This window comes from Alteromonas sp. ALT199, assembly GCF_018619335.1.
In the GTDB taxonomy this organism is placed as follows: domain Bacteria; phylum Pseudomonadota; class Gammaproteobacteria; order Enterobacterales; family Alteromonadaceae; genus Alteromonas.
In genome coordinates this window covers 1-22,943 of sequence record NZ_JAHHDX010000024.1, presented here as the reverse complement: position 1 = coordinate 22,943, position 22,943 = coordinate 1, and the positions used below count along the sequence as shown (strand labels likewise).

18 protein-coding genes are annotated in these 22,943 nt (G+C 43.5%); 6 read left to right on the top strand and 12 right to left on the bottom strand.

From position 1 onward, the window contains the following. The first annotated feature begins 3 nt into the window (after positions 1-3). From KL866_RS02990 to KL866_RS02980, 3 genes are all read left to right on the top strand, one after another. The gene (locus KL866_RS02990; protein WP_025256049.1) at positions 4-1,479 is read left to right on the top strand and encodes a radical SAM protein; all 1,476 of its coding nucleotides are present in this window, start codon (positions 4-6) and stop codon (positions 1,477-1,479) included. A gap of 10 nt (positions 1,480-1,489) precedes the next feature. After that, the gene (locus tag KL866_RS02985) at positions 1,490-3,262 is read left to right on the top strand and encodes a DUF1223 domain-containing protein (RefSeq protein ID WP_251139799.1); all 1,773 of its coding nucleotides are present in this window, start codon (positions 1,490-1,492) and stop codon (positions 3,260-3,262) included. A gap of 205 nt (positions 3,263-3,467) precedes the next feature. Beyond that, the gene (locus KL866_RS02980; RefSeq protein ID WP_251139798.1) at positions 3,468-4,421 is read left to right on the top strand and encodes a dienelactone hydrolase family protein; all 954 of its coding nucleotides are present in this window, start codon (positions 3,468-3,470) and stop codon (positions 4,419-4,421) included. Positions 4,422-4,461: 40 nt separating this feature from the next. Here the strand turns inward: KL866_RS02980 and KL866_RS02975 are convergent, their stop codons facing one another. Genes KL866_RS02975 through KL866_RS02965 form a run of 3 tightly spaced genes read right to left on the bottom strand, consistent with a single transcriptional unit; the run spans position 4,462 to position 8,202 of the window. Then, the gene (locus KL866_RS02975) at positions 4,462-6,675 is read right to left on the bottom strand and encodes a xanthine dehydrogenase family protein molybdopterin-binding subunit (protein ID WP_025256046.1); all 2,214 of its coding nucleotides are present in this window, start codon (positions 6,673-6,675) and stop codon (positions 4,462-4,464) included. After that, positions 6,662-7,687, bottom strand: a complete 1,026-nt coding sequence (locus KL866_RS02970; RefSeq protein ID WP_025256045.1) for a xanthine dehydrogenase family protein subunit M — start codon at positions 7,685-7,687, stop codon at positions 6,662-6,664. Before KL866_RS02970 ends, KL866_RS02975 begins: the two co-directional genes overlap by 14 nt. After that, positions 7,687-8,202 (bottom strand): (2Fe-2S)-binding protein, encoded by a 516-nt coding sequence (locus KL866_RS02965; RefSeq protein ID WP_025256044.1) that lies wholly within the window; start codon positions 8,200-8,202, stop codon positions 7,687-7,689. The genes KL866_RS02970 and KL866_RS02965 overlap by 1 nt, the downstream gene beginning before the upstream one ends. Before the next feature lie 235 nt (positions 8,203-8,437). Between KL866_RS02965 and KL866_RS02960 the strand changes: the two genes are divergently transcribed. Beyond that, on the top strand, positions 8,438-9,100 hold the full coding sequence (locus KL866_RS02960; RefSeq protein ID WP_214993268.1) for a DUF1456 family protein: 663 nt from the start codon (positions 8,438-8,440) through the stop codon (positions 9,098-9,100). 202 nt (positions 9,101-9,302) lie between these two features. After that, on the top strand, positions 9,303-9,851 hold the full coding sequence (gene gloA / locus KL866_RS02955) for a lactoylglutathione lyase (RefSeq protein WP_025256042.1): 549 nt from the start codon (positions 9,303-9,305) through the stop codon (positions 9,849-9,851). A 115-nt stretch (positions 9,852-9,966) separates the two neighbouring features. Here gloA and KL866_RS02950 read toward each other — a convergent pair whose 3' ends face one another. The 7 genes from KL866_RS02950 to KL866_RS02920 all read right to left on the bottom strand — a co-directional run bounded on the left by KL866_RS02950 (position 9,967) and on the right by KL866_RS02920 (position 20,660). Further along, positions 9,967-13,470 (bottom strand): DUF748 domain-containing protein, encoded by a 3,504-nt coding sequence (locus tag KL866_RS02950; protein ID WP_214993266.1) that lies wholly within the window; start codon positions 13,468-13,470, stop codon positions 9,967-9,969. 129 nt (positions 13,471-13,599) lie between these two features. Next, on the bottom strand, positions 13,600-14,190 hold the full coding sequence (locus tag KL866_RS02945; protein ID WP_025256040.1) for a DUF2780 domain-containing protein: 591 nt from the start codon (positions 14,188-14,190) through the stop codon (positions 13,600-13,602). Between the two features lie 356 nt (positions 14,191-14,546). Beyond that, positions 14,547-15,791 (bottom strand): TonB family protein, encoded by a 1,245-nt coding sequence (locus KL866_RS02940; RefSeq protein ID WP_025256039.1) that lies wholly within the window; start codon positions 15,789-15,791, stop codon positions 14,547-14,549. Further along, complete coding sequence (locus tag KL866_RS02935) at positions 15,784-16,176, bottom strand: BlaI/MecI/CopY family transcriptional regulator (RefSeq protein ID WP_025256038.1); 393 nt, start codon at positions 16,174-16,176, stop codon at positions 15,784-15,786. Before KL866_RS02935 ends, KL866_RS02940 begins: the two co-directional genes overlap by 8 nt. Before the next feature lie 242 nt (positions 16,177-16,418). Next, a complete protein-coding gene (locus KL866_RS02930; RefSeq protein ID WP_025256037.1) occupies positions 16,419-18,404 on the bottom strand; it encodes a class I adenylate cyclase in 1,986 nt (661 codons plus the stop codon). A gap of 162 nt (positions 18,405-18,566) precedes the next feature. Next, a complete protein-coding gene (locus KL866_RS02925) occupies positions 18,567-19,934 on the bottom strand; it encodes a HAMP domain-containing sensor histidine kinase (RefSeq protein WP_025256036.1) in 1,368 nt (455 codons plus the stop codon). 12 nt (positions 19,935-19,946) lie between these two features. Then, entirely contained in the window at positions 19,947-20,660 is a 714-nt protein-coding gene (locus KL866_RS02920; protein ID WP_025256035.1) for a response regulator transcription factor, read from the bottom strand. Positions 20,661-20,827: 167 nt separating this feature from the next. Between KL866_RS02920 and KL866_RS02915 the strand changes: the two genes are divergently transcribed. After that, positions 20,828-21,277, top strand: coding sequence for a Spy/CpxP family protein refolding chaperone (locus KL866_RS02915; RefSeq protein ID WP_025256034.1), 450 nt, complete (start codon positions 20,828-20,830; stop codon positions 21,275-21,277). 164 nt (positions 21,278-21,441) lie between these two features. On the opposite strand, the gene KL866_RS02910 is transcribed toward KL866_RS02915, so the two are convergent. Both KL866_RS02910 and KL866_RS02905 read right to left on the bottom strand, forming a co-directional pair. Next, on the bottom strand, positions 21,442-22,098 hold the full coding sequence (locus KL866_RS02910; protein ID WP_025256033.1) for a hypothetical protein: 657 nt from the start codon (positions 22,096-22,098) through the stop codon (positions 21,442-21,444). Between the two features lie 169 nt (positions 22,099-22,267). Beyond that, positions 22,268-22,819 (bottom strand): DUF4136 domain-containing protein, encoded by a 552-nt coding sequence (locus tag KL866_RS02905; RefSeq protein WP_251139797.1) that lies wholly within the window; start codon positions 22,817-22,819, stop codon positions 22,268-22,270. Between the last annotated feature and the right edge of the window lie 124 nt (positions 22,820-22,943).

Here is a 22,943-nt window from a genome sequence, read left to right as displayed (position 1 = left end):
AAAATGGCGTGCTCCCCTGGTACTACAAGAAATCAACAACTTGCTTCTACACGAAAGCGAATGGGTGAACATTTTACTCCCAATCAACTTTTGGGGCGAACGCACACCATTGGCTGTGTTGCTGTTGAAATCACGCAAAAATGTAATCTTGATTGCACCTTATGCTATTTGTCAGAGCATTCGCAAGCAGTTCGTGATATTCCCATTCAAGAAGTATTTAAGCGTTTAGACAACGTGCTTAAACACTACGGGCCTGGAACCAGCGTGCAAATTACTGGGGGCGACCCCACGTTAAGAAAACGCAGCGAGCTTATCGATATTGTTGCTTATGCAAATCAACTTGGCTTACATACGGCGCTTTTTACAAATGGTATTGCTGCCACAAGAGACCTGCTCACTGAGTTAGCCGAAGCTGGGCTTAACGACGTTGCATTCCACGTAGACACCACACAAGAGCGCAAAGGTTATGATGATGAGCAGTCGTTAAATGCTATTCGTGAAGATTACATAGCGCGGGCCAAAGGTCTGGGCCTTATGGTTATTTTTAACACCACAGTGCACACCGACAACTTCAAAGAACTGCCCATGCTGGTGGACTTTTTTGTACAACACGCAGGTGCAGTTAGTTTTGCTTCGTTTCAGCTTCAGGCTGAAACCGGTCGAGGCGAGTGGGGGGCACGAACTGATGTGGTCGACCCGCTTACTGTAAAAGCGGCCATTGAAAAAACGATATCTAAAGCTTTGTCGTGGGAAAAGGTACGTATCGGCCATAGCGATTGCCACAGCTACATGCCCACTTTAGTTGCCGATAACCAAGTCTATTCGGTAGTTGACGATAGCGAGCTATTCGCCAAGTTCATTGAAGATTTTAAGCATATTCAAACTACCCGTCAGCACGGTAAAGCAAACATACTAAGAGATTACATCAAGGCCTTAGTTATACGCCCTTACTGGATTTGGAGGCTAGTAAAAGCAACGTCGGCAAAGTTGTTAGAAATGCGCGCCAGTTTAATTAAAAGTCGCGGGCGTGTGCACAAACTGTCATTTTTCGTTCAAAATTTTATGGATGCCAACGAGCTTCAGCAAGACAGAATAGATGCCTGCTCGTTCATGGTAATGACAGCTGACGGCCCTGTATCAATGTGTAAACACAACGCAGAGCGCGACGAGCACATATTAAAGCCCCTCTCTTACACCAATCATCGGGGGCAGGTTAAACAATACCAACCTTTAGGCAAGCGCTATCAAGAAGATAACGTGATCCCTATTCGACTGCTTACCAATGATGAGCCTGTTCACGAACCCATCATTGGGGCCTCAAACGAATCAATCAGTGAGTCACCTAAGGTGTTAAATCAAGGGCCAAGTCAAGAGTTAAGCCAAGAGCTAAGTCATGAGTCAGTTCACGGGGTAAACAACGATCTTGGCGCTAGATCAAGTAGCGTTCCCCCAAATAAACAAACTTCAGAAATAGGATAAGGAAGAAGCCATGCAGTATTCTAATTCGCCTAATTTGAACCGCGCTTTCGGTGAAGCATTGTGGATGTTTGCCTCATGGGTTTTGGGGTTTTCCTTATTACTTTTTGTACAAAGTGCCAGTGCTAGCGAACAGCCAAATGAAGTAAATTCAATGAGTGCTAACGCTGAAAACCAAGCGCTTGTTACGCTGAAGCAAGCTTATAAGCAAGCTACCCAAGACTGGGAATACGTATTAGCAAATTATGTTGATGAAGAAGGGCGAACTAATTTCAAGGCCTTGTCTGAGGATATTGCGCCGCTTGAAAATGTCGTATCTTTTATTGGCTTTGCTAGTCCAACAGCAACACCTGAATTATTCACTTCGCCAGAAGAAGTAATGAGCTATCACATCAATAGCTACAACGCATTGGCAATGTATGGCGTGGTTGAAAAAGGTATTCCAGATGGCTTTACAAGCTTTTTCTCTCGCGCCGCTTTTTTTAAGTTTCGAGATGTGGTGATTGGCGGGAAAGTCACTAATTTATACGACTATGAAAATGACGTGATAAGGCCGTTAAACGAACCAAGGGCACACTTCGCGCTTAACTGTATGGTGAAAGATTGTCCACGACTACCTAAAACGCCATTTTACCCAGAGCAATTAAATGAAATGCTAGAACAGCTTACCTATGAATTTTTCAGCAAGAAAAAGCACTTCTATTTAGATGGTAAACGCAAGCGAGCGTATGTGTCAGAAATATTAGATTTCTATACAGAAGACTTTGTTGCGTCGGGCAAAGCTCGAGACTTACCCCAATATATCAATAAATATATTGAGCAACCTATACCTTCGAACTACAAGCTTCGCTTTATTGATTACGACTGGCGTATTAATGCACAGCCGGAACAATCGATGGTTTCAACATCTATAAATAGAGACGTAGATAATGCTTCGAGCCAAGCTGCAAAGAACCCCATAGTTAAAGCTGCCCTTACTCTGCACTCTAATGAGAGTAAAACCGCAGGTTTAGCGCATGTTCCAGCGTCTGAATTAGCACCGTTGCTAACGACAAACTCATTATCCAATGAATCAGCAGGCGCGCCTTTCATACTTACCAGCACGCCTAATCAAACAACCGTCTTGGAACTTTATACATCCCAAGGTTGCAGCAGCTGCCCACCGGCTGAAAAATGGATTTCAGGCTTTGTAGATAGCGAGAAGTTGTGGACTGAGTTAGTTCCCATTAACTTTCATGTGGACTATTGGGATTATTTGGGTTGGAAAGATCCCTTCGCTGACAGTGCTTTTAGTAAAAGGCAACGAGACTACAAGCGTGTAGGTAAAGCCAACACTATCGCCACGCCCGGTTTTGCCCTAAATGGCCGTGCTTGGAACGGTTGGTTTCGCGGGCAGCCGTTACCGAACAAAACCGCCCCTTTGTCTGGCGTACTTCATGCTTCGGTAGAAAACGACAACATAAACGTGACGTTCAATAAAATAAACGCCAGCAAGGGGAGTTCTTTGTTAACGGTTCACGCGGCACTACTTGGTTTTGGCATAGAAACATCGGTAAAGCGAGGTGAAAACGCAGGACGGAAACTCGTTCATGATTTTGTAGTGTTAGATTATAAAAAAGCGGTGTTAAGTAGAGAAACTGACAATACTCGCGCATTTCAATATGAGACAAGCTTACTTTTGCCTAGCAATACGCATGTAGAAACCACAAAACGCGCCCTGGTTATGTGGGTATCCTATGTTAACGACCCTTCTCCAATTCAAGTCGCCGCGTCTTGGTGGCAATAAGTTGCTAAGTTTATATGACGTAAAGGGTTATCGCCTAAAAAGTGAATTGCACCTTGCGTCTTCGGCTATCCCACGTAAAGTAGATATTATCGGCATTTTTCGGGGCACGGTGTTTGTGCTACCACTTAATACCAATCAGCATAGATAATTGCCCACACAGTAGGTAAGTATCTATGCCGACAGGTGAAAACAAAGGTTTCAAAAGATGAAGCAAAATGACACCCCAAAACCGCAAAAAATATTGCAAAAGGTATCGCAAGAACTATCGCAACAAAAAGAACCTAACATCCCTCAAGAGGCGTTCGATTGGTACGATGAATACGCCCACGGTGATATAGACCGTCGAACGTTTTTGACTCGCCTTGCTTCCCTTTCAGTAGCGGGACTAACCGTGAGCGCTATTGGTGGCGCACTTATTCCTGATTATGCCAAAGCAGAGCAAGTGTCGTTTAACGACCCAGCTATTAAAGCTACCTACGAAGTCTTTTCATCGCCCAAAGGACATGGGGAAGGCGGCGGTTATTTAGTGCAGCCCACGAGCTTACCTGAATCTGGCGTGGCGCCATGCGTATTAGTGGTGCACGAAAATCGCGGGTTAAACCCTTATATAAAAGATGTAGCTAGAAGACTTGCTATGCAAGGTTATGTGGCTTTTGCTCCAGATGCGCTGTTTCCGCTAGGTGGTTATCCGGGAAACGATGACGATGGCCGTGCTATGCAAAAGAGCCTTGATAAGGACAAAATAGAGCAAGATATGGTAGCGGCAGCGCTGTGGTTGAAAGATCATGAAAAGACAACAGGTAAGCTTGGCGTGGTAGGTTTTTGCTTTGGTGGGTATATTGCTAATTTTCTAGCGGCCAGTATACCCGACAAATTGAATGCTGCCGTCCCTTTCTATGGGACACCAGCAAAGCAGCCGTTAGTAGGCCAAGTAAAAGGCCCTTTGTTAATTAACTTTGCTGAAAACGATAAGCGGGTGAATGCAACATGGGAAAGCTATAAAGCCGTATTAGAGGCAAACGACGCTGAGTATGAGGCCTTTACTTATGCCAAAGCACAGCATGGCTTTCACAACGATTCGACAAGTCGTTACAGCCCTAAAGACGCTGAATTAGCGTGGCGCCGAACGATAGACTTTTTTGATAGACATTTAAAGTAGTGACTATTGAAGCGGCCTTATTAGGCCGCCTCTTTTTCGTTTAGTTATAGCCGGCGATTATTTTATCCATAGTGATGGGGAAATCTCGCACCCGCACCTTGCACGCGTCAAAAATTGCGTTAGCGATGGCGGCGCCAGCACCTGTAATGCCTAGCTCACCGATACCTTTCGCACCAACGGGTGATGCAGCATAATCTGGCTCTTGTAAAAAATCTAAACTTACCTCGCTAATATCTCTATTTACAGCAACATGATATTCACCGAAGTCTGGGTTTACGAAGCTTGCCGTATCTGTGTGATGGTGGATTCCTTCGGTAAGCGCATAGCCTGCGCCCCATACCATCCCTCCTTTTATCTGAGATGCCGCGGTTTTTATATTCAAGATTTGACCCGCGCTAAACAATCCATACTGGCGAAGTAGCCTAACTTCACCTGTGTATTCATCTACCTCAACTTCCGCAAAATGCGCGCCACAGGAGTACTGCTCATCGTCACTGGTGTCGTCTGCGGATACTTTGCCGCTTGCTGATAATGGGAAGTCGCTGTGAGACATAAAGTCGTCAAGCGAGTGCACGTCAGTCGTACCATTAATGTCACCTTTTGCGCTAGGCACCAACTTTATTTGCCCACCTGAAATGTGCACTTCCGCTTGGCTAAGGGTAGGGGGAAGTGAGCTTTTAATATTCGCAATAAGAGCTTCACACGCCTTTTTAACCGCCGAGCCAGAGCTAGCTGCGCCAAATGAGCCGCCTGAACCGCATGAGGCGGGGTAGCGGCTATCACCAAGTTTTACCGTGACATTGTCTACCGACGTATTTAAGGTGTCTGCGGCAATTTGGGTAAGAATGGTGTAGGTTCCTGTCCCAATATCTGTCATATCAGTACGAACCGTTACCTCACCGTTTGCACTTAATTCCACTTCCGCTGAGCTTTCAACAAGCACATTCATACGCATAGCGCTGGCTACCCCATGACCAATTTTTTTCCCTGGTGTGGGCTGTGCTTTATGTTGCCATTTGAAGTTCTGCGCACCTTGGCGAAGGCACTCACCTAAGTTGTGAGTAGTAAACCGCGTGCCTTTCATAGGGTGTACGACAGGCAGGTTTTTTATGCGAAACGTCAGCGGGTCGATACCTGCTTCATGCGCAAGTTCATCAATAGCCGACTCAAAAGCCAACGAACCAATGGCGTCGCCGGGAGAGCGGGTAGAGTCGATAAGCGGCAGGTCAACGTCTTTGACTCTATGCGTACTTTCAATAAACTGTGATTTATAGGTAACCCGTGCGCCAGCCCCCGTTGCTTCGGCAAATTCATAGCCTTTAGCCTTTGGCATAGCGCTTTTGTGCTGTACGCTCAGCAGGGCATGATCATCACCACAGGCAAGGTTTATCTGTTGTGTACTGTGACCTCGGTGAGGGGTGTTATAAAAAACCTGGCGTCTACTTAATACAACTTTGACCGCACGTTCCAAATGCCTAGCACCAATACAAGCGAGCGTTGCATCGAAATGAAGACCTAGCTTAGAGCCAAAGCCACCACCTACAAAGGGGCTTTTCACTACAATGTCTTCTACATCCATTTCAAGAGTAATAGCGAGCGCTTCTACAGCCGTTGCAATAATTTGCACACTACAATAGACCTCAAGCTTTCCATCTTTAAAGTCGGCAACCGTGGCGTGGGGCTCCATAGCGGCCGAGATTTGGCTTGGCGTGGTATAGGTTGTGTGGATGCTTGCGCGAATATCGCGCTGCTGTGGTTTGTTTCCGCTAGATGCATCTGCTTCAAACCCACCATCTAGCGACTCTGGCTTTTGCGTAGCATCATCAAACTCTGTGAGTAAGTCTGGTGTTTTACCATTTATGGTATAGCTAACTAGACTTGCAGCATAGCGTGCTTGCTCCAAAGTGTCAGCAATAACTAATGCCACGGGCGCACCAAAATGACGAATGTGAGGCTCGTTAAGTACGGCGCGACTTTGGGTAAACCTACTTTCATCCGCAGGCTTGCTAAATGGCTTAAGAGGCCCCGCATTAATATGTGTGATCACCGCGTGTACGCCATCGGCCTGTTCTGCTTGCTCTGTATTAAGGGATGTGATTTCACCTACGGCAGTGTCACTTGATACAACCCAGCCTATTAAAGGAGCGCGTTCGCTCATATGCTCTGCAGCATACCTTGCTTGCCCTGTCACTTTTGCAGCGCCATCAACCCGGCTAACTGAGGTTCCTACCGTTTTAGCGTTATGCGTTGTCATATAAAGCTCCTTCATGCTCGGGGTGCTTTTCCTGATGTTCTGCTATCTCTAAAAGCACTTTTTCTAACGTCCTGCGCAATAGTTCTGGCTTGAAATCGTTACTGCCGTAGGTTTTTGCACTGGATAATTCAGCTTCAGCCGCTTGCGATATAACTTCAGGTGTTATCTCAGCGCCTTCAAGAACACGAATAGCCTTTTGCGGGTACCAAGGCTTAGTGCCTACACCACCAAAGGCGAGTGTAAGGTCTTTAACACGTCCGTCATCAATTTTTAAACCAGCAGCAACGGAAACAAGGGCGAATGCATACGAGGAACGGTCGCGTACTTTGTGGTAGTACTGCGTGCCATTAGCTTTCTTCTCTATGCTGATATGGGTGATAAGTTCATCATCTTCTAAATGATTTTCTATGTGTGGTGTGTCGCCAGGCTCACGGTAAAAATCCCTTAGCGCAATTTGACGAGTGTTGCCATTAGGTTGTTGGGTATGCACTTGTGCGTTTAGGGCCATCATGGCCACCGCCATGTCGGAAGGATGGGTGGCAATACAATGTTCACTGGTGCCAAAAATAGCGTGAATTCTATTCATACTGTTAATTGCGCTGCAGCCTGTACCAGGTTCTCTTTTATTGCAGGCTTTCGTTGTATCGTAGAAGTAATAACAACGGGTACGCTGTAATAAGTTGCCGGCCGTCGTCGCACGGTTTCTTAATTGAACTGTTGCTCCGCTTAATAAAGCTTGTGCAAGTATTGATAGGGCAGGCTGCGTGTGAGCAAATTTAGCTAAGTCAGAATTGCTCACCATGGCGCCAATATAATAGTGATTGTCGTCTTCGGTTATAGCGTTGGCTTTTTCCCATTTCGCTAGACTCACTAATGTTTCAGGCGTTTCTACCTGCAGTTTCATTAAATCAATAAGGTTGGTGCCGCCGGCCAAAAAACGTGATGTATTGCTAAGGGGGAAATTATCTAACGAAGTGTCGCCGTTGTAATGATGGAGATTAAATGGCTGCATTATTGTTTCTCCAAAGCAATGACATCTGTGATTGCGTCCACAATATTCGGATAAGCGCCGCATCGACAAAGATTACCGCTCATGCGCTCGCTTATGTCTTCTTTAAGAGATGCTGTACTATTACGTGAACGGCTGTAAGTCACAGCGCTAGGGTCTTCATTACTTAGCTCGCGAAGTAAAGATATCCCTGAACATATCTGACCAGATGTACAGTAGCCACATTGAAACGCGTCACGCTCGATAAAGGCTTGCTGCAAGGGATGAAGGGCCTCATCTGCACCGTTACCTATACCTTCAATGGTTGTGACTTCAGCGTCTTCTAATTGAAAAGCAAATACCAAGCATGCGTTTATGCGCTCGCCATCGGCAATGACGGTACATGCACCGCACTGACCGTGGTCGCAGCCTTTCTTTGTACCAAAAAGAGATAAATGTTGATGAAGAAAATCTAACAGTGTGGTTCGTGGATCATCAGGAAGACTGACGTCTTTCCCATTGAGATTTAACGTTGCCATGGAAGTATCCTTTTACCAATGAGCTCAATTTCGGTACTCCAATGAAATGAGCGTAGCGAGATCTGTAAAGTGGTTACGCGAGGAATGTTGATTTGGTCCACTCATTGATGGTTCTGTCTTTATCGCTGCGATAGATGCAAATGCTTAAGTGGTGTAAAATGTAAAAAAGAGCGGTTGGCTCTTTACTTTTAATCTATACCATTTATTAGCTACTTCACTTTTCAGGCCCATTTTCATGATTCATAACGATGTTCTACGTCGCCTACGCTATGCACTTGCTATTAACGATACCGCCACTATCAGCATATTTAAGTTAGTTAATTACGATATGGAATTAGACTACTTACATGCGGTAATGAAGCGGGAAGAAGAGGTAGGGTATTTGCCGTGTCGAGATAAGATCATTGCGCTTTTTTTGGATGGTTTGATTATTAAAAACCGAGGTCGACAAGAAGGACAAGCGCCACAAGATCTCGGGCCTAAAGAGCGATTAAGTAACAACGAAGTACTTCGCAAAATTCGTATAGCAATGAGCTACAAAGACGAAGATATGATTGAAGTACTTCAACTGGCTGGCTTTAGAATTAGCAAAAGTGAACTTTCTGCATTGTTTAGAAAGCCAGACCACCGTAATTACAAACCAGCGGGTGATCAAGTGGTTCGTAACTTGTTGCAAGGTATGGTGAAAAAGTATCGACCTGAGTCTACGCGAAAAGCATCGGACAAGGCACCGAAAAGCGCAAGTACTTTTGACACTAAACCAAGCTCACTTAATAAGGGCGATAACAGGCAGAAAGAAGCGAAGCTGAAAACAACACCTAAAAGCACCAGTGCAAAAGTGTCGCCGGTGAAGAAGGATGATGCGGGTTCTGTTTGGGGAAAGCTCTCTAAAAAATAAAAGCTCTCTAAAAAATATCTACTTTTAAAAAATAGCAATGTCTAAAAATAGCAGACGTATAAAACGCATCTGAGGTAAAGCACGTAGGATAATAGACCAAATGCGGTTGTTTAAAAGAAAACACCCCTCAATTCTATGACTCTTTTTAGGCAAAGTGATGCTACTTTGCCTTTAACAATCTATTACGCTAAGGACGACTATTATGAGCCGACACTTCGAACAAGCCGAAGGCCTTTATGAAGAAAAAGATGACGCGACAAAAGGTTTTGTGTTTAATCAAACCATGCTACGTATTGCAGACCCTAAGCGCTCATTAGATTTTTACACACGAGTAATGGGCATGACGCTCATTAAGCGTTTAGACTTCGAAGAGATGGAATTTAGCCTGTACTTTTTGGCGGCCGGGGATGATTTTTCTGAAATTTCCAACGATGTTGAGAAGCGTACCCAACAGACGTTTGGTCGCCCAGCAATGCTTGAATTAACCCATAATTGGGGCGATACGCCAGAAACCGTTAGCTACCATAACGGCAATACCGAACCTAAGGGATTTGGTCACATTGGTTTTCATGTACCTGATGCTGAAGCAGCCTGTGCCAGATTCGAATCCCTAAATGTTCCTTTTCAAAAAGGCCTCAATGATGGCTCTATGAAGGGCATTGCATTTATCAAAGATCCTGATGGCTACTGGATTGAGATTTTTGACGCATCAAAAGTTGCTGAAACATGTGCGCCACACTTGAAAAAGTAACGGAAAGATCTTAAGGGCTCTTGCGTGTTGCTCGAAGCGTTTAGCTAGCCGAAAATTTCAAAAATATGTCAATAGAAGAGGGTAGCCCAGCTAAATCGGCTACCCTTTTTGTTTTTTAGTTCGCTTCCAAGGTTAACTCAATACCGCTAAATTCAGTGTGTAAGTCGTGCTGGGTATTTAGCAAGAATAAACGGTTTGCTTCAATTTCCCCTTCATTGGCTAAATAACTTTTTACTGCTTTACTGCGCGCATCAGCTAGCACAACTAATTCACTTTCTGGAATGTCTATACTATTGCGAAGCTTGTTGTAACGAGCAATCGTCAGCGCTCTATGCACGTCTTCTTCGTTAATCACTTTATTGACGACATCACTACTAGTTTGAGCTTCGTCTTGAACTTGACCTTCACTTGCTAGCTCAGGGTATAACTGTGCCACCATGTTCTTATATTCTTGATCAAGGTCGGGCGTAAACATCTCTACATAGTGTGACAAAAGGGCGTCGGCTAATGGACCTTCCAATGGGATGCGGCTGCCCGTTAATGGCTCATCTTGCGAGCTACCATTGTTGCTGAGACTTTCAACTTCACTACCGGCAGAAGTACCCTTGTTTGTACTCGAATTGCCGGAGGTAGTAGTGGGATCAACAAGCCCACTTTTTGCGAAAAGCGTGGTGTTTAACTGACGTTGAGCCAGCGTACTTGCATCTGATACAGCATCAACCGTACCTTCGATGTTTACTCTAAGCCCAGGGCGTTTTTTTAAGGCCTCAGCTAGGGTGTTCAGCTTTTCCTTAGCTTCAGCATTTAGCTTGTGTTCTCCAAACGTAAACGCAACACTGTCGAGCTCGTCATCACTGCCAACTAGGTTTGCCAGCAACGAAAACGGCGCGGTCACCGCCTTGGTAATGATATTGCCAATAGCATTAAGGATTATGGAACCAAAGCTGAAATCTGGGCTGTCTACGTCTCCAGATACATCTAAACCTAAATCTATAACGCCGTTACTATCTTCTAGCAGCGCGATAGCTAGCCCAAGCGGCAAACTTAGTGCTTGGTCAGAATTAGATTTTTTACCTAACGTTAGCTGGTCGATAACCACATGATTCTTACCGTCCAGCGCTTTTCCGTTAAGTTTGTATTGCACAGCTAATGACAACAAGCCTTTGTCAATGTAATAGCCCATGTAGGTGCCAGAATAGGGGTTAACTGAAGTAAGTTCAGCACCTTTTACTGAGAAGTTTAAATCTAGGTCTAGATCATTTTTTAGCGGGTGAATAGTACCCGCTAGTTTTACCGGTGCGTAGTTATCTATTTTTCCAGTGATATCCACATTAGCTGGCGTATCTGAACGCGAGTCGATGCCTGTTACTTTCCCGTTTAGGCTTTCTATCGCCGATGCGAATTTTGGTGTTAATGAGTGGTCAGCAAAATAGGCTTTACCGTTTTCAATTGAAATGGCGTTAACGGCAATGGCAAGCTCTTCAGCGTTTGAAGAAGCCTTTTCACTACTTGCAGATGCTGCCGAATTTGTTGAGTTCATGCTGTCAGGTTTGCCAGCGATATCATTCTTAGCGGTCTGCTCTTCATTGTTGTCTTCTTTTGAAGCAACAACTAGCTTGCTCACATTAGTTTGCTTAGCTTCGTCAATAATAAGTCGAGCGAAGGGCGACTGTAGCTGAATATTGTCTACGCTTAGCTGATTCGAGGCGCGGTTAAAATTGATATCGTCCACATTTAATGACTGCCATTGCAACAGCGGTTCTTTGGCATCATCCAGAACACTTAAATCAGTAACCTTCGTACTCGCTTTAACGTTTAATGTCTCAGTTCCCTCATCACCCACTGCAGCGTCAAATTCAACATTTAGATTGAATAAACCCTCTTCAAGGGTGACGTTGGCGTAGGGTGAGACATATTGCTGAAATTGATTAAGTGCTATTTGCTCAATAGCTGCTTTGCCCTTTACCGTTTGTTCCGCAATAACTAGGCTTCCGCTACTTGTCAGTATACCTTTTGACGTATTGCTAAAAGCCTGAGTGTCAGCAGAAAATTGCAGGCTTGTGGTATAAGAAATGGGTTTAGAGAAGTCAGTGGTGATCTCACCGCTTTTAATATCAAAATTACTGATTCTGTAATAGGTGCCGCTACTTATGCTGCGCTCTTCCATATCAATAGTTCCGTTATTGAATACAAACTGCTGCAGCGCAACCTTCCATGTTGTCTTTTGGGCTAATTCCTGTGCTTGTCCTTTTGTTTGCGCTTCTTCGCTTGTTGGGGCATGCGAAACGCTTTCTGCATAAACATCATTGTTAGCTTCAGATACTTCCTTGGAGCCTGCTTGATCAGCGTTGTTATCTTCCATTTTCGATTTAAAAGGCAAATCGGTGTTTGCGTTGGTACTCTTTTTGGCATTGGAAGACGTTAGGCCTTTAGGTGTAAATAGGCGTTGTAAATCGAGGCCAGTCTCGTCAAATAAGCCCGACACCCTGACATCGTCTAGCGCAACTTCAGCAATATTTACCTGCCGCTTTGCGCCGTTGACGTTGATGTCGTGAATGGCAAATGCAGGGATGGCTATAATCTCTTGCGAGATGCTGGCGCTGTCTTGCGCGCTTGATGATGTGCCTGAATTAAATACCAAGTTATTGACGGCAAATTCACCGCGTTTTAGTAAGAACTGAAACGCATCTTCTCCTTCAAAGGCTTCTGCCTGAAGGCTTAAGTTAACCGTGCCGTCTACTAGTTTGGCTTCTATCAAATCTTTTGATAGCGACCAAAGCGGTGCCAAAGCAACGTCGCTTATAGCTATGTCGGTGGTAACTTTAAGCGGAGATAATTGAAATTCACCTTTAATGTTAATTTTACCTTTTTCGGCGGTAAGCAAGTTGAACTGATATTGATTAAACGCTGCTTGGCTATTGTCATGAACACTAATCACGGCATGCGTATCTAAGTCTTGCAGTGCAACTTCCAATTCCGGGTAATCAAGCAAGGTATCGGTAACCTTGTCTTCTAAAACAATATGGCTGTTGCTTAGTGAAAATTGACCTAGTGTTACTCGAGGAACTTCTCCTTCAGCTGCGTCTTCCTCTTCTTTTTGCTTTTGTGTACTACGCTTCTCAATGTGGGAAAGAATATCGGAAAAGTTGAATTTTTGTGTGTCGTTATCGGTATTTAAACGTGCCACTTTTGCATATGGCGCATTGATAGTTAACGACTCAATCGCAGGAGTGAGAGTAAACAGCGATTGCCAGAAGCCGATGTCTAAGGAAAAATTATCGACACTTAAAAAGCGATTGTTTGACGCTTTATTCGTAGTGTTGTTTTCACTGCTATTGTTACTCAGCTCGTCATTGTCACTGGTGGTTGATGGCTTAGATTCTGGATAGATGACAAAATCAGTAATGCCTAGCTTCAATAGAAAAGGGTTTATTGCAATATCTTTTACCGTGGCATTTCGACCTGTATTTTCTTTTACTAGGTTAGGTAACTTTGCCTCTAGCACCGCAGGGGTCACTACACCTAAAAGAAGGGCATAAGTAAGATAGAAAAGGACAAAGTAGGTAGAAACTCGAAACCACGTTGGCTTCGCTGAAAACCAGGATATTGCATTTTGCATAGGCGATTAGGCTGCGTAATTGAATATGAATAGGTGAACAGGGTCGCTATTAGAAATATTTAGCGCTGTCCAAAAGAAAAAGGCGTGTTGATTTTTGCTAGACTGCAAACGTCAACACGCTTTTATAGATTACAGAGCCGCAAGCAAATTATCTAGGCCAGATTTAAACAACGCCTGAGTTTCTTCATCAGCATTTACATTTAAATAAGAACTGATTTGCGTAGCAAAGCTGGCAATCATATCAGTTGATAGGCCTAGCGCCTCAAACTGTTGCTTTAAATCATTTACAGATTTAAGTGTAGAGCTATATTCAGACGCTTTATTAAGCAACCCTGATAGTGACGAGCTAGAACTTGCTGCCGTATCGGTGCTAAGTGAAGGCACGTTCTCAAGCAGGCTATCAATACCGGGGATACTGTTTGCCAGCTGTGTGTAGTCGGCACCAGAAAGATTACCTTGAACATAGTTCATAATAGACGCAATGCCGCCTTCTGATTGCGTTTCAGATACATTGAGATTGTCAGACACTGCACCTACTAAGCTGGATAAGTCGATACCAGACGCTGCACTTGTCGCCATTTCAGTTAGGCTACTAGTAGTGACAGTTGAGTCAGCTTTTTTATCGCCTAAAAGGCCTTTAAGCTGGTCTATATTGGCATTTGCGTTCGTTGTAAAAACTGTAAGAGCAAGCACTGCAGGTGCTAAAGCGAAACGGTTCATAGTAAATTTCCTTGTTGTACGCCAAAAAGTAAAGGCTACATGGCGTGAAGCGATTGCAAACAATCGTAGTTATTAGCTATCGATTATCTAAACCTTCCATAAATTAGAAGTATTAAGGTATGTGATTACTTATATTCTACCTTAGTGCAGCGGTATTTTCTTTAGGTGAAATGTAAAGGCGCTTTACAGTTTCACTACACCGCAGGCTGCTAGTTGTTTTGCAAGTAGCAAGTAGCAAGTAGGTAGCATGCAAGTATTGCGAACTAGATAAGTGTGAATTAGTGAAAAATTAAGTCAATTAGACAAAACACTAAAAGGAGCAATGCGCTCCTTTTAGTATTCTGATCGTTTGTTGCTTAATTACTTTGTTTGGGAGGGATAACTATGCGCTCTGCATCTGGAGAAGCGTTCTTTTCTGCACTTGTTGTATCGAGTTGCGAGCTCAGTTGGTAGTCTAATTGAACGAGGAGTCCTGTTTGCCTAACGCCTTCGCCACCCTGAATGCGCGGTTTATATTCCCACTGTTTTAGCGCAACTTTAGCACTTTTATCAAACACGCCTGCCGGCTGAGATTTAACCACTTTTACATTATCTGTCGCGCCTGTTTCAGTAATATCGAAAGAAAGCACAACGAATCCTTCCAGATCATTTTTTGCTGCGTTTACTGGGTAGCTAGGTGGAACGCGTTTGATAGGCGAAGCTTCATTAACTTTCAATTTATCCATGTTGGCTTCAGCTTTTGGTGGCGATGGAGGCACATTAGCCAGTGCGGTATTAATAGTAAGTAGCGCGGCAACAGAAAGTACGCTCGCTGCCAGTACTTTACTGCTGCGCATAGGTTGTTTTATAGCATTTAGACGTTTGATCATAGTCGTCTTTTCTCCAAAGGTTGGGTACAAATTTATAGTGCGTGAACAATGCTCGGCACACTGCACAAGTGCTTTTGCATAGGTGAGTTTTTCCTTTTCTGTCTTGTTTTTTAGTACAGCATGATCACAAGCCAGCTCTTGGTTTATTCTGAAAGATTTAAGCGCAAGCCAAACTAGTGGGTTAAACCAAAATAGAATGGCAATAGTTAGCGCTAGCGTATTCCACAGGTGATCACGATGTTTGCGATGAACATTTTCATGTTCCAATACCAGCTTCTGTTGCTGCTTTGAAAACGTGCTTTTAAACGAAAAGGGGATAAGCACTTTGGGCGCGATAAATCCAAACAGCATGGGAGTGGCGGCTTTGCTAGAATAGTAGGCATTAGTGTGGATAGCGCGTCGCTTCCCTACAGATGCCCATGTTGTAATATGATGCACTAAAACATAGGCAGTAATAATGCTTGCGCCTATGGCCCAAAGAGTAAACCAGGTTTCAAACGCAACAGTGCTCACTGCAGGTTTAACACCGACCACGTAGCGAGCAAAGCTATTTGATGGGATGCTAACCATCGACAGAGGAAGGTTATTAACTAGCAGGCAACCTGGTATTAGCGCCCATAATCTATACATTAAAGAGGCACCTAATTTAGATGTGAAAAAGTGCTCCGAAACAATGAGTAAAATGAGAGCGAGCGACAAAATGCCTTGCTGGGCAATAATCCAATCAATCATTGTTTTCTTCCCACTCTTTAATAAGCGCTTTCAGCTCGTTCACATCTTGCTTAGACAGTGAGTTTTGATTTGCAAACCCGGCGACCATAGGCGCGATTTTTCCTTTAAATAGTCGGCTTACAAAACTCGTGGTTTCTTTCTTTGTATAGTCTTCTCGAGCAATCAGCGGATAATAAAGGTACTGTCGCTGTTGTTTTTCAAAGCCTAATACTTCCTTTTTTACCAAGCGCCCTAACAGCGTCTTTACGGTTTTGTCGTGCCAGTCTTTTTTATAATTTAACCGTTCAACAACTTCATTGGACGTGGCAGGGTGGTCGTCCCACAGTACGTCTAATACTTCAAATTCGGCGTTAGAAATATCGGGTTTGTCTGACTTTTGGCTCATAGTGACGAGATCTACTTTATTGATTACAGTTGTAGTCGATGTATTTAGATTACACCTGTAATTCTAAAGTGCAAGTGATTTTTGTGTGTTTTTAAATCAATTATGGTGAGTAGTAAGTAGGGTGTAAGCTAAGTACTTAGTTACTAATTAGGTATAAAAGCGCCTAAAGAAAGGTGAAGTAGTTGGCCCTAGCTTTTAGTTCCTGAGTTACGCTGCGTGTAAAAAGATGGTGCAAATTATTTTCAATAGAGGACATTAAAATTGAAATCGTTTGACTCTAAAAATTCGCCTAAGATGCGGGACTGTTGATTTCCCCTCGGTACCATTACATAACATAGCGGTTTAGGAGATACTTCTTGAAGGTCGTACCATAGGGTATCGAGTACATCATTGCCGAATTTCAAAAACGTTTCGCCCCAAGATGTCTTATAGATAATGGCCACATCTTCAACCGTCGCTTTCTGACGTAAGGTAGGGAAGTTAACAATAGCGAAACACGCGGTTATACGCTCCCGTGCAAGTAAGTCGTTACGGGGGAGGGTGGATACTTTGACCGGCGGAAAATGTTTGCATAAATGCTTAAGCAGGTCGTTAAGGTCTAGCTCACTTATTTCGCCATAGTTGTAGTCTAGATAAACTTTACTACCTGTGTCGATAATCTTACTTGATACCAGCCAGACCATTAGCGCAATAGCGCTGGGCGCTTGGGATATTTTCTGTGCTTCATCAATAATGCCAGATTTACTTAACAAATCACCAGCATAGGCAGACCAAACTTCATCACCGTTTTTAAGCTGGCGCATGGCGATAGTGATTTTTTCACAGTAAAGGCTTTCCTCAAAAGCGCGCCGCAGAAATTCTATTTTATTTTCTTTTTTTGCGTAATACGTGCTCAAGCGCCTACCAAGAACCGTCATGTCTTTTTCATCCATTACTTGCTGATGGTGACCAAGTTCTTTAGAAATTCGTCTATAACACTTTAAGAGAAAACTGTGGACCCGACGGCTTAGCTGTACTCGCTCACTAAACGTCCAATCTTGTTGGTTGTCTAAATGATGGATATGCTTTCGGCTCCAGCCCCATTGCCTTGCATAAGACGCTAATATCCTGCGTTTAAAGTTTGGCTTTTCTCCCTCGAAAAGGGGCTGGCTTAGCGAGCATGCGCACTTTAAGTACAAGCATTGTTGAAGTACTTCAATGTCCTCGGGCTGGCCGTTGGATTTGTAGTGAGTGATAAGTTCGTCGAACATTAGCGCGTAAGGGTCAATGTCTGCGACACGGCCCGGCGCTTCAGCGCCGCGGTGAACATGTTTTTTTAGTAAGTTACACAGCGGCTGCCCATTAGAAATGTTGGCTAAGTACACTTCAAGTTTTGCCATTTTTAACACTGACTTAAAGGGGGAATCCATAGCTTTCCCCAATTGCCAAATGGCTGCGCCAAACAGTTCGCTTGCGTCAAGCTTTTCAAGATGTCCCAAGTCCATAAACCAGTCCAAATCTGGTGAGCCACCCTTTTCAAGGCTGTTGTAGATGGTTTGGTACTGCTTTTCGCTGGTTTTTTCTGGGGTAAGCCACCAAAAGGGAGCCTTGCCTGCAACTACAATATTAGTGCTGTAAAACTCGGCTTTTAAAAACAACGCTTGTGCTGAGCCCGCACTTTCCCCCTCAGCAATACCGAAGTCGTTTTGTTTTACTTTATCTATTTCAGATAAAAAGAAATGTACTTCAATTCCAAAGGTTTTATCAGCCCATTTCTCAATAGCGGTAAGCTTTTGTTGAAGCAAGGAAAGTTCTTCATCTGAAAACTGATTGCCGTCGATGCACACCCAAAAATCAAAATCTGAGTCATCAGTTTGCGCAATAGTGCCCACGCTGCCCATGAGGACAAGCGATTCTACAGCCCGTTGCCTGGGCCAAATCTGTTTAATATCAGAGAAAAGATGGCTGTCAGAAGGAAAACATCGTAATAGCGCTTTTTCTATATCAGATCTAAATGAATAGTTATTGATGCCAAAAGGGACGGTTTCGCCTGACGACAGTGGTGCAATATAACCCGGAAGGGCTTCGTGATTAACATGTACAAGAAAGGGTAGCACATGAAAAAGTGGCCTGTGTTTTTCAGGCATGAGGGAAAGCGCGCGCTCAATTCGGGCTTTGTTGTACCTTAATACTCGCAATAACCTAATGGTTAGGTTTTTTTTTACGGAAAGCGGCTGTTGCGCGGCCATTATGTTAATCTGTACTTCTTCATGCAGCCAAGCATAACGCTATTTATCATCAACTTCCTCTATTTTCGGCAACTACACAACCTCCACAGTGTCAGTAATTTTTTGCAAAACGAAAACATGTGGCTAATCTTGTGGCAGTAAAGGGCGTTTTTTCAAAATGTTTTATGCTTTAGTAGGTACCTTTTTGGGTAAAGTGATTTCGACCTTAAGCCCACCTTCTTTGGGGCTATGCATAACAAGTGTACCGCCGTGCTTTTTCACTGCTTTTAGCGCTATCGTTAACCCTAAACCAAAGCCTTCGGTATGCATCCGATTCCCAGCTCGGTAAAAAGGCTGCATCAGTTTTTCAATCTCAGCGTTATCAACGCCCACGCCATTATCTTCAACAACAATGACTACATCGTTTGCACTGGCCGCCACGTTTACGAAAACAGTCTGCCCCTTGTTAGAGTATTTACATGCATTACCAACAATGTTGTCTAACGCCTGATGTAAAGCTTCGGGGAAGCCGTTAATAATAGCCTCAACTTTTGCCCCATCATCTAAGGTCAACGTAGTAGGAATACCTGGATAGTTAATTGCCATATCGTCTAAAACACGATCACATAAAGCAATTACATCAATAGGCTCTGCGTTCTGCGGGGTCTTTTCTAACGAAGAAAAGTTCAAAATTTGCTGAATGAGTTGGTCCATTCGATGGCAGTCACTGTGTATTTGCAGTACGTGTTTGTTCTCTGGTTGATGCTGTTCGATTATTGCTGCAGACGCCTGCAGTCGAGCAAGTGGAGCACGCAATTCATGAGAAACGTCATGCAACAACCTTTGCTGCGCATCTATTGCATCAGCGGTTTTGCTAACCATAAAGTTGATGTCAGCAGCTAAATCGCCAAATTCGTCGCCACGAGAGAGAAGCTGAGTAGGTACCTGAGATGGTATTTGTTCGTTAGCGTATTTTCGGCTAAAGGCGCCTAAATACTTAATGGGTTTGACAATGCTCCAACTAAGTAAGGCGCTTACAAGTGCCGAGGCTAAAAATATGAATACAAACTGTACTGATTGAAAACGATTGAGTACTTGCTTATAGATTCGCGGGGTTTGCGGTTGTCTAAATTGAACTATGTATTGCGTGTTTGAAGGGCCATAGATTTCACGTGTTACCCGTTGGTCCTCAGGCACCTTATTCATTCGGTAGTGATAAATTACATCGCCATTTACCGAAGAAATTAGCATGGGGATCAGCTGATTTTCTCGACCATTTCGTCGTTTAATCCACTCTTTAATCTCGTTTCTAGCCCTGCCTTTTGTAAACGTTTCATGCTCGTATCGCCATACAATTCTTTCTGCCTGATTGGTCGCATCGTCAAAAAAACGTTTGGTATAGTTACTTGAGGTATATTCGTTTACCAAAACGTACCCAGTAGCTGTCATTACCGTTAAGCTCGCCACCCAAAAACTAACAAAAATTCGCCAGAATAAGCGCTTAACTCCTAAATTTTCCTTTAAGTCTGCCCATTTAACGTTACTAACCATGCTGCTTACCTACTATTCGGATTGCTGCGGAACGGTGAGCATTTGATAGCCAACACCGCGGACAGACTGAATGACGTTAGTGACGCCGACTGCCGCTAGTTTTTGACGAATGCGACTTACGTGAACGTCCATCGCTCTATCATAGGCTTCCAATGGACGTTTCAATACTTCTTGCGTTATCTCCTGCTTGGAAATGGTTTGCCCTACACGCTCCATCAAGTAGCTAAGTGCGTTGAACTCTGCCCCTGTTAGTGCAATTGATTTACCATTAACCGTTGCTTGACGTGCACCTGAATCTAAGTAAATACCATGCAGCTCACTTTGCGAGGTGGCTGGTGTTGTCTTTAGGTATTGCGTTCTTCGAATTATAGCGCGAATACGGGCTCCAAGTTCTCTTGGGTTACAAGGCTTAGGAAGGTAATCATCAGCGCCTAGTTCGAGCCCTACAATTCGGTCTATGTCATCGCCACGACCTGTTAGCATTAGAATTGGGGTTTGCTTTTCGGCTCTAACCGATTTTAATACATCAAGACCCGACATGCCGGGCATCATGATGTCTAGCACTACAGTGTCATACTTGTCGGTGTTTAGTAGTGTTTTTATCGCTTCATCACCACTGTGAATGGCATCTACGTTAAAGCCATCGCCTTCTAAAAACTCTTGGAGTAGGGCACACAGGTCTTTGTCGTCATCAACGAGTAGAATATTTATTTTTTCATTTTCCATAACCTAATACTAACCCTTATAACCGCACTATTTTTTTAACTTTACCGAACTTTACACTAGCTTAACCCTACTTATCGATTGATTCACGCATACTTAATTCCGTCGATGAAACAACATTATTTTTAAACGTCATGCATAAACATGGCAAAACAAGTAGGAAGATTAAGATGAAAAAATTAATTACCGGTGTTTTATTAAGTGCATGTATCGCAACCACTGCTTACGCAGGTGGTAAGAATTCAGATGAACGCAGAGGTGGAGATTTCTTTCCTTTGCATAAAATGGAAAGAGTACTTGACCTAACCGACGAGCAAATGACGCAGTTTCAAGTATTGAAAGAGGAGCTTAAAGCTGAGCGTCAGGCTAAAAGAGCCGAAATGGGTGAAGAAGGTAAGCGCAGGAAAATGAATGCGCTGGCGGGCCTAAACCCAGATGACGCGGACTATCAAGAAAAGGTAAATGCGATTGCGGAGCAAAAGGCTGAAAAACTAAAAGCACATTTTCTTAAGCGTGCCGAAATTCGCATGAAGGTAGCGGATATTCTAACCGATGAGCAGCTTGAAAAGTTTGATAATATGAAAAAGAAGCGTGGCAAAAAACAGCGTCATCACAGCTAGTTTAGACCATGCTTAACAAACGAAAAGCGCCTTTAAGGCGCTTTTTTTGCGCTTCGCAATACGAGTATTAGAAGAAGCTGGTAGCGATAACTAATTTATACTAATTCAGGCAATATCGCTGTTATGAGGTGATCTTTCCCCTGAACTAGCACCAATATCCACTCTTATTTCTGAAACGCTTCTATAAGAGTTTTAGTTTGGCCTTCAGAAGAAAAAACGAAGCCATTTTGATTAAATATCAATGTATTATCAGATTTGACGGACGAGCGGGCATCTTTTAAAAACGACTGAATGCTCTGTTCGTCAACACCTTCATCTTTAAGTGTAGACGCAAAGTTGGTGGCCTCACTCCATTCAGTAAACTGTGAAAGTCGAGATGTCTGCTCAATAAGTGAAGTAAGGTTAGCGTCTTTTTCTAGATACTGCTGAAGGTGTAATGTAGCTCTGTCTAGTCCTAGCGTATTGTCATCAGTTTCAACAACCAACTTGCCTTTGTTAATCGTGAAATTTTTATCATCCGTAACACCAAATTTTGCCGCTAAATTGTTTAGTTCTGAGGCAAGTCTTTGCCTATTAAATTCAAGGTAGTTTGTTAGTGTAGTGCTATTGAGTGTGGCGTCGCCATTTTCCACCTTTTCAAGGAAAGCGTCAATTTGATTGCCCTGCAATTCGCTTTTGAAGCTAACGAATGCATCGCTAAGGGCATGGGCTTGTTTGGATTTTTCTACAACGTCTTGAAGGCCGCTTTGGGCATTGTTTGAGTCGCCTAAATAGTTGAATAATGAAGGCGACGAAGACAAGTAACGGTATGTGGTATCCACTTTAGACTCTACTTAGCTGAATTCATGTTAAATGCGCATGATAGGTGTTGTTTTAATACACCTCATACGCAATTTAAACGCCAAGTTTCTTATCGTGGAAGATTTTTCGAGTATTGCCGGGGGTGGGATTCCCCATGCTATATTCTTTTGTTCCCAATGGATAAAAACACTATTTATTAGGTGGGAACTGCGCAAGCAGCTTTATCACAAGCTCATCGAGTTTATTTTGAATACTAATACTATCCTTTGCTTCTAATTCAACCGTTCCTGATGCGCTGTATATAAACGTGCCGTCTTTCACCATATCAATTTGAAGCCCTTGATGTAGTGAAGTTTGCTCGCCCACAGGAATGCTGAAGATACTGCCCAGCGATATACCACCAGAGCGCCCGAAACTACCGGTGCCAAGCCCTAAATTCAAGGTTGTGCCATCTTCTTTAGTTGCGGTTGAAGGTAAGTAACCCACCGCGATGTCGGCACTTTGTTCTGAAGTCGGGGTGAGGCCTTTCTCAATTAACCTCTCGGTAATTGATGAGGACAAGTGATTGGCTAATGTTGTATTTATTGGATTTAACGGTGGCTGAATATAAAAGGTTTTAAGATCAGCAAAGTTCTGAGTTTTATCTATGTTCACCTGAGGTTTATTACTACTGCAAGCTGCTAGAGAGAGCACACCTACCATTAAAAGCAGTACTATTTTTATACTTTTTGTTATTTGCATGATGCTCGTTTCACGTTTGTTCAATGTAGTACTTTGCATAATCAACTCACTGTAAATTACTGCTAATAATAACGACACGTGATTAACAGTAAGGTTTATTAACTATTATCTTAAACGAGTACGT